Source organism: Roseomonas sp. GC11 (assembly GCF_024437745.1).
GTDB lineage: Bacteria > Pseudomonadota > Alphaproteobacteria > Acetobacterales > Acetobacteraceae > Pseudoroseomonas.
On the sequence record NZ_JANFNY010000083.1, the window covers coordinates 16,336 to 22,072 of the forward strand.

At 70.4% G+C, this 5,737-nt stretch carries 5 protein-coding genes; 2 read left to right on the plus strand and 3 right to left on the minus strand.

Annotated elements, in window-relative coordinates:
* The 3 genes from NON00_RS20315 to NON00_RS20325 form a co-directional block, all read right to left on the minus strand.
* Positions 1-239, minus strand: a 239-nt coding sequence (locus NON00_RS20315; protein ID WP_256024545.1) for a hypothetical protein, incomplete at its 3' end; no start/stop codon positions are given.
* Between the two features lie 459 nt (positions 240-698).
* The gene (locus tag NON00_RS20320; RefSeq protein ID WP_256024546.1) at positions 699-1,832 is read right to left on the minus strand and encodes a bifunctional 2-methylcitrate synthase/citrate synthase; all 1,134 of its coding nucleotides are present in this window, start codon (positions 1,830-1,832) and stop codon (positions 699-701) included.
* A 205-nt stretch (positions 1,833-2,037) separates the two neighbouring features.
* On the minus strand, positions 2,038-3,561 hold the full coding sequence (locus tag NON00_RS20325; protein ID WP_256024547.1) for an MmgE/PrpD family protein: 1,524 nt from the start codon (positions 3,559-3,561) through the stop codon (positions 2,038-2,040).
* A 117-nt stretch (positions 3,562-3,678) separates the two neighbouring features.
* Here NON00_RS20325 and NON00_RS20330 point away from each other — a divergent pair, with 117 nt between their 5' ends.
* Both NON00_RS20330 and NON00_RS20335 read left to right on the plus strand, forming a co-directional pair.
* Positions 3,679-4,596 carry a LysR family transcriptional regulator gene (locus NON00_RS20330; RefSeq protein WP_256024548.1) on the plus strand — a complete coding sequence of 306 codons (918 nt, stop codon included), beginning with the start codon at positions 3,679-3,681 and terminating at the stop codon, positions 4,594-4,596.
* A 200-nt stretch (positions 4,597-4,796) separates the two neighbouring features.
* On the plus strand, positions 4,797-5,737 hold a 941-nt coding region (locus NON00_RS20335), incomplete at its 3' end, for a D-alanyl-D-alanine carboxypeptidase family protein (protein WP_256024549.1).

Consider the following 5,737-nt stretch of genomic DNA (forward strand, 5'->3'; position numbering starts at 1 on the left):
GCGGCCTTCGCGGTGGCGGCCTTCTTCGGCGCGGCCTTCGCGGTGGCGGCCTTCTTCGGCGCGGCCTTCGCGGTGGTCGCCTTCTTCGCGGCGGGCGCAGCCTTCTTCGCCGTCGTCGCCTTCACCGCGGCGGGCTTGCGGCCGGCGCTGCTGGCCTTGCGGGTCGCGGCACTGCGGCGCGACGCACTGATGGCCATCGCGCGCGCCCGCGGGGGGCTGGTTTCGTTGCTGTCGCTCACCTGCTGGATCTCCTTACCCAAACATGTCTGCCGTGCCGGCGCGTGCCTCGCCTGCATGATGCGGGCCGTGCCGTGGACTTTTTCCAAACCCTGTCGTGACGCGCGAAGACCGGAGCGATGTGGAGCCAGGCAGAACCGCACGTGCTGATCCGTGCCGGCCTCTCCCGCATCTCCGTGCCATCGGCTGTCCTTCCGCGTCGCGACACACCGCCTTCAGGGCGATGCACACCGGTTGGCCTCTTGACACCCCTCGGTGCGAATCGCGTTCAACCGATGCGCGCGGCACACGCTATCTTCATGTGCAATCCGCTTGTCAACGAAATCCGCGACATCGCGTTGCAAAACAGCACGACGTTGCATTTTGCGACATCGCAGCAGAGCGTGGCGGAATCACGGCGACGAAAAAAACGCGGCGCCGGACTCTCCGGCGCCGCGCACAGCTTCAGCAGTTGTTAAAGCTCAGCGCGCATCGAGCGGCGGCACCGCGCGCTGCGCCACGCCATTGTAGTGCGAGAGCGGACGGATGAGGCGGTTCTCCGCCGCCTGCTCGATCACATGCGCGGCCCAGCCGGTGATGCGGCTGGCGACGAAGATCGGCGTGAAGAGCGGAATGTCGAACCCCATCAGGTGATAGGCGGGGCCGGCCGGGAAATCGAGGTTGGGGTGGATGTTCTTCCGCTCCAGCATGGCGGCGGCGAGGATGCGGCTCATCTCCATCCAGCGCCGGTCGCCCACCACCTCCGCCATCGTCTCGGCGTATTTCGTCATGGTAGGCACGCGGCTGTCGCCGTTCTTGTAGACGCGGTGGCCGAAGCCCATCACCAGCGCCTTGTGGTCGAAGCGGCCCTCCAGCCAGGAGAGCGCCTTCGCCGGCTCGCCGATCTCGGAGAGCATGTGCATCACCGCCTCATTGGCGCCGCCATGCAGCGGGCCCTTCAGCGCGGCGATGGCGGCGGTGACGGCGCCGTGCAGGTCCGCCCCCGTGCTCGTCACCGTGCGCGCGGTGAAGGTGGAGGCGTTGAAGCCATGCTCGGCATAGAGGATCAGCGAGACATCAAAGGCCTTCACCACCTCGGGCGCCGGCACCTGGCCGAGGACGATCTGAAAAAAATTCTGCGCGAAGCTCAGGCGCGGGTCCGGCTCCACCGGCTCCAGCCCCTTGGTGGCGCGGTGCGCGGCGGCGATGGCGGTGGGGATCTTCGCCAGCAGGCGCATCGCCTTGCGGCGCGTCGCCGGCTCGGACACATCGCCCGCCTCGGGGTCCTCCATGCCGAGGAAGCTGACGGCGGTGCGGATCGCATCCATCGGGTGCGCGCTCTTCGGGAAGGCGCGGATGACGCCATGCAGCGCCGGGCTGATGGTGCGCTGCCCCGCCTCCTCGGCGCGGAAGGCGGCCAGCTGCGTGGCATCCGGCAGCTCCCCGTTCCACAGCAGATAGGCCACTTCCTCGAAGCTGCAGGCCTCGGCCAGGTCCTGCACGGCATAGCCGCGATAGGTCAGGCTGTTGGTCTCCGGCATCACCTTCGACACGGCCGAGACATCGGCGACGACGCCGACCAGGCCCTTGCGGATGTCGGTCTGGCTCTCGCTCATTGGCTTTCTTCCTCCCTTGCAGCGCCTTGTTGGGGTGGCCTTGAGGGGGCTTTGCCCCCTCACCCCCCTTTCTTTCCCTTGGGCAGGGGACAGGGTCCCCTGCACCCGCCTTCAGTGTGGCTTTTACAAATGGGTTTCCAAAGGCCTCAGGCCTTTGGTGAGGAGAGTTTGAGAGGGGCGAAGCCCCTCTCAACACCGCGCGCCGTCAGAAAATCCCCGGCTTGCCCTCGGCCAGCGTGCCGCGCGGCAGGGTGACGTTGAGCAGGTGCAGATCCTCCGCCCCCAGCTTCGGCAGATCCTGCACCACCTCCAGGAAGCGGTTGGCCTCGCGGGCGGAGATCAGCCCCTCGGTGAGGATGCGGAACTTGCGGATATAGTCCTCCCGCCCGAAGGGCTTCGCGCCGAGCGGATGGGCATTGGCCACCGCCAGCTCATCGACCAGGCTGGTGCCGTCCTTGAACAGGATCTCCACCCGGGCGCCGAAGGCCTTCTCGTCCGGGTCGGTCGAGTGGTAGCGGCGCGTCCACTCCGGGTCCTCCCGCGTCTCGATCTTGTGCCACAGCCGCACCGTGTCGGGCCGCGCGGCGCGCTTCGGGGCGTAGCTCTCCACGTGGTGCCAGCTGCCGTCCTGCAGCGCGACGGCGAAGATGTACATGATGGAGTGGTCCAGCGTCTCGCGGCTGGCCCTGGGGTCCATCTTCTGCGGGTCGTTCGCGCCGGTGCCGATCACGTAGTGGGTGTGGTGGCTGGTATGCAGGATGATCTTCTCGATCGCCTCCTGGTCGGCGATGCGCTCGCGCAGGCGGAAGGCGAGGTCGATCAGCGCCTGGGACTGGTACTCGGCCGAATGCTCCTTGGTGTAGGTGTCGAGGATGGCGCGCTTCGGCTCGCCCTTCTCCGGCAGCGGCACGGTGTAATAGACCGGGCCATAGACATCGGCGCGGTTGCTGCGCCCCGACAGCACCCAGGCGATGACCGAATCCTCGCCCTCATAGATCGGGCTCGGCGCGCCCTCGCCGCGCATGGCGCGGTCCACCGCCTCCACCGCCAGCTTGCCGGCATGGGCGGGGGCGAAGGCCTTCCAGGAGGAAATCTCGCCCTTGCGGCTCTGGCGGAAGGTGATGGTGGTGTGCAGCGCCTGCTGCACCGCCTGGTAAATGGTTTCCTGCTTCAGCCCGAGCAGCGTGCCGATTCCCGCCGCCGCCGAGGGGCCGAGATGCGCGATATGGTCCACCTTGTGCTCGTGCAGGCAGATGGCGCGCACGAGGTCCACCTGGATCTCATAGCCGGTGGCGAGGCCGCGGATCAGGTCCTTGCCGGTGCGCCCCATCGCCTGCGCCACCGCCAGGATGGGCGGGATATTGTCGCCGGGGTGGGAATAGTCGGCGGCCAGGAAGGTGTCGTGCATGTCGAGTTCACGCACCGCCGTGCCATTGGCCCAGGCCGCCCATTCCGGCGAATAGCCCTTGCCGCTGGGCAGGCCGAAAATGGTGGCGCCGCCCTTGCGCGGATGCCCCATCGCCATCGTCCGCGCCGAGGTGGGGGCGGAGCGGTTGACCGCCGCGATCGCCACCGCCGCATTGTCGATGATGCGGTTGATGATCATCTCCGCCACCGGCTTCTGCACCGCCACCCTGTCGGCGGCGACAGCGGCGATCTTCCAGGCCAGTTGTTCCTCGCGCGGCAGCAGGGCCTTCGAGGGATGCACCTTCACGGGATGCTGCTTCATGGATGGCGTCCTCCTCCGTCGTTGCGGATGCTGTCTTCGCTGCCCTTGTGCGCCGCCGCCGCGCCCCGCGTCCATTCCGATTGACGAGGCCGCACGATAGCCGTTCCGTATCGCCCCATGGATTTCCGTCTGCTCCGCCGCCTCGGACATTTCCTCGCCGTCGCCGAGGAAGGGCATTTCGGCCGCGCCGCCACGCGGCTCGGCATCTCGCAGCCACCGCTGACGGCGCAGATCCAGGCGCTGGAGTCGGAACTCGGCGTGCGGCTGCTGGAGCGCACGCGCAAGGGCGCGCGGCCGACGCGCGAGGGCGAGGCGCTGCTCCCCCTCGCCCGCCGCCTCGCCGAGGATGCCGGCGCGGTGGAGGCGGTGGCGCGCGCGCTGCGCGAGGGGCATGGCGCGCCGGTGGCCATCGCCTGCGTCACCTCCGGCCTGTTCGACCACCTGCCGCCGCTGGTGCGCGCCCTGCGCGAGGCCCGCCCCGGCTCCGCCATCGCCGTGCGGGAGATGGACACGGTGGACGCGCTGGAGGCGCTGCGGCGGGGCGAGGTGGATCTCGCCCTGCTGCGGCTCGACCGCGGCCGCACGCCCGTGCGCGTCCTGCCGATCGGGGAGGACCACCTGGTCGCCGCCCTGCCGGAGGGCCACGCGCTGCTCGCCGAGCCCGGCCCGCTGCCGCTCGCCGCCCTGGCGGAGGCGCCGCTGCTGACGCTGCCGCGCTCGATCAGCCCGGCCTATTTCGACGGGCTGGTGGCCGCCTGCCGCGCCGCCGGATTCGAGCCGCGCGGCGTGCGCGAGGTCGGCTCGGCCATGGCGCAGCTCGGCTTCGTCGCCTCTGGCCTCGGCGTCGCGCTGGTCTCCTCCGGCATGGCGCGCATCAACCCGCCGGGCGTCGTCTTCCGCGCCCTGCGCGGGCCGATCCGCACCGTCTCCGTCGCCCTGGCCTGGAACGAGGAGCGGCGCGGCGAGGCGACGCTGGCCGCCCTCGCCGTCGCCCGCCGCGTCTTCGCCAGCGCCGCCAAAGCCGCGCCCGCCTGAGGCCACCAGGTAAACTGGCCGTAATATTATTGGCCGATCAGGCGTTAAGCGCTTTCTTCTCAAGCGGAATATCGGCATGTTGCGCGCGGCCCGGCCGTGCCGGGGAACCGCGCCCGGCCCGCCGCCGGGGGCGGGGCCGGGTGGGCCTTGGGGGAGAAGGGGGCGCCGCATCGCCGGCGCCGAGGGGGGAAGACACCACCATGCCGGGCTCTGGACTCACCGCGCGCCTCGCGGCGCTGCTGCTGCTCGCCGGGCTGCTGACCGCCGCCCCGCCGGCGCGGGCACAGATCGGCGGCGAACGCTACGCCGCCATCGTGATGGACGCCGCCACGGGGGAGGAGTTGCTGGCGGTCAATGCCGGCGCCGCGCGCTACCCCGCCTCGCTGACCAAGATGATGACGCTCTACATGGTGTTCGAGGCGATGCAGCAGGGCCGCGTGACGCTGGCCACGCGCATTCCCGTCTCGCGCCACGCGGCGGGGCAGCAGCCCTCCCGCCTCGGGCTGAAGCCGGGCGGCAGCATCACGGTGCGGGAGGCGATCCTGGCGCTGGTCACCAAGTCGGCCAATGACGTGGCGGCAGCGCTGGGCGAATATCTGGGCGGCAGCGAGGTGCAGTTCGGCCGCATGATGACGCGGCGCGCCCAGGCGCTGGGCATGCGCGACACCAGTTTCCGCAATGCCTCCGGCCTGCCCGACTCCAACCAGGTGACGACGGCGCGCGACATGGCGATCCTCAGCCGCGCGCTGGTCCGCCACTTCCCGCGCCAATACGCCTACTTCAACACGCAGAGCTTCTCCTGGCACGGCCAGACGGTGCGCGGCCACAACCGCATCCTCGACGAATATGACGGCGCCGACGGGCTGAAGACCGGCTTCATCCAGGCCAGCGGCTTCAACCTCGCCGCCAGCGCGGCGCGCAACGGGGTGCGGCTCATCGTCGTGGTCTTCGGCGGCGCCACCAGCCGCGAGCGCGACGAGCATGTGATGGCGCTGTTCGACCGCGGCTTCGCCCTGCGCGGCAGCGAGATGATGGTGGCCTCCCGCGGGGTGGCCGGGCCGCGCCTGGTGGGCACGGCGCAGGCGGCGCCGGTGGCCGCCCCCGCCCTGCCCCGCCGTGCCGCCGCGGCACAGGCTCCGCG